The following is a 1,709-nucleotide window of genomic DNA, read 5'->3' as shown; positions in this document are numbered from 1 at the left end:
CTAATAGTAACCGAGTTTTTATTCTGCAAGGAGGCCTAGAATAATGAATCTAATCAATAAGAAAGTTACACACAAGCTTTTTGGGATAGGTAGTATAGTTAAATGTAATGATTCTAGTATTGAAATACATTTCGCATCGGAAAATAAAAAGTTTGTTTTCCCTGATGTATTTGGAAAGCATCTAAAACTGCATGATAAAAGTGTTGCTCATTCACTCGAAAAAATTATAGAAAAAAAGGAAATGGAACACAACGAGGAAGAACGGAAGAAGGAAGAGGAAAAAAAACTACAACGAAAAAACCAGGAACTTCGCTGGGGACTTGAAAAACTTATGAAAAATCATAAACTTCATTCTGAATCACAAATGGTTTTTTGGTGTGACATAGAAGAACAGAATAGTTCTTTTTTAGAGTGGAAGGTTTTTTCAGGTGTAATAAAAAGCGGTAATAACAAGGGGAAGCCAACCAAACCCATCCGTTTGCACCAAAATAGTGCTGTCTTGTTAACAGCAATAGATTCCAGTATGCCTGAAAAAGACAGACGTATCTTAGGCGTCTATATGGTGAATGAAGATTTTATCGGTAAGCTTTGTGAAGATGGATATATTCCTGCTCATTCAAAATACAGACTCCAGCTTACAGAACAGGAATCGGATCAGATGCCTTTCTGGAAATATTATGTAAATGAAAGAACATCCCAAAAAATGACATGGAATACAGGTAAATATCGTTATTTTGATAATTTATGGATGGCTCAAATTTTGCTTGATATAGCTGAGTTAAAAAGTGACCCAAAGGAAAGAGAGCTGGCACAACAATTTTTTGAACATTTTTGTAAAATGAATCTGATAACAGCTGAGGAGTTACCAAAGCCTAATGGCGCATTGATGCGTATGTAAACGTTAGCCCAAAGATAATAGGACTGACACATTTTTCTCACCCATCATTAATAGCGAACATTCCTTGGCTCTGTTCGCTATTAAAAAGGCAAGAACAGAACGTAGGAGAGAAGATGAAGGATAYAACGTGAAAATATTTAGTGATGGAAAAACAGTAACTATAAGAGTATCGAATGAATTAGTAACAATCTTAAAAATTCATTATGTAAAAAACATGAAAAGATACTCTTATACGGTTACTAAATATCCAAGTATTTTTTCTTTGAAGAAGAATTGATGAAACAAGAATAATAAGTAGATAATGAGGAGATACACCTATGCTTAAATTTAAAGTTATTTTCGAATTTATAAATGGCAGGACAAAGGAATTAAAATTCGAAGCCGCATCAAAGAAAGAAGTCATTAGTCATATAACAAAATATGAAAGATTCATTTCGAATGAAAAAGAGTTAGTGCACATCAATTTAAATAACGTGGTACAGTTTATGATTACAGAAGAAAAATAATAATAAAAACTAGGCATCTATTAATTGAGGTGCTTTTTATTTTAATAAATAGACTGATTTAAATTTAAATAACATTTCTGAGAGTAGTAATAAAATTGAGCGGTTAATTAAAGCTCTTCTTAGCTCTTCACTAGATAAAGAGAAAGTTATAGAACAATTAATTGAAATAGAGTTAGAACTTGACCATATTAATGGGCACTATAAAAGCTTAAAAAAAAGAATTAAAACAATTACTTAATGTTTAAGTAAAAAAAGTTACTTATAAACTATAAAATATGGAGAAAAATACATGAGCACTAACACTC

Annotated in this window: 2 protein-coding genes; both read left to right on the top strand. The window is 31.2% G+C overall.

The window, feature by feature from the left end; translation table 11 throughout:
- Positions 1–43: 43 nt before the first annotated feature.
- Positions 44–898, top strand: coding sequence for a hypothetical protein (locus AC1DRF_RS26360; RefSeq protein ID WP_043981857.1), 855 nt, complete (start codon positions 44–46; stop codon positions 896–898).
- Between the two features lie 317 nt (positions 899–1,215).
- Complete coding sequence (locus tag AC1DRF_RS26355; protein ID WP_013082641.1) at positions 1,216–1,404, top strand: hypothetical protein; 189 nt, start codon at positions 1,216–1,218, stop codon at positions 1,402–1,404.
- Positions 1,405–1,709 lie beyond the last annotated feature (305 nt).

Source organism: Priestia sp. P5_B4 (assembly GCF_056400385.1).
The sequence above is the reverse complement of the archived record's forward strand: the minus strand, read 5'-3'. Positions and strand labels throughout refer to the sequence as shown.

Bases quoted from the DNA above. Each gene is read 5' to 3' on its own strand.
- AC1DRF_RS26360 (WP_043981857.1), top strand. From the start codon at position 44: ATGAATCTAATCAATAAGAAAGTTACACACAAGCTTTTTGGGATAGGT.
- AC1DRF_RS26355 (WP_013082641.1), top strand. From the start codon at position 1,216: ATGCTTAAATTTAAAGTTATTTTCGAATTTATAAATGGCAGGACAAAG.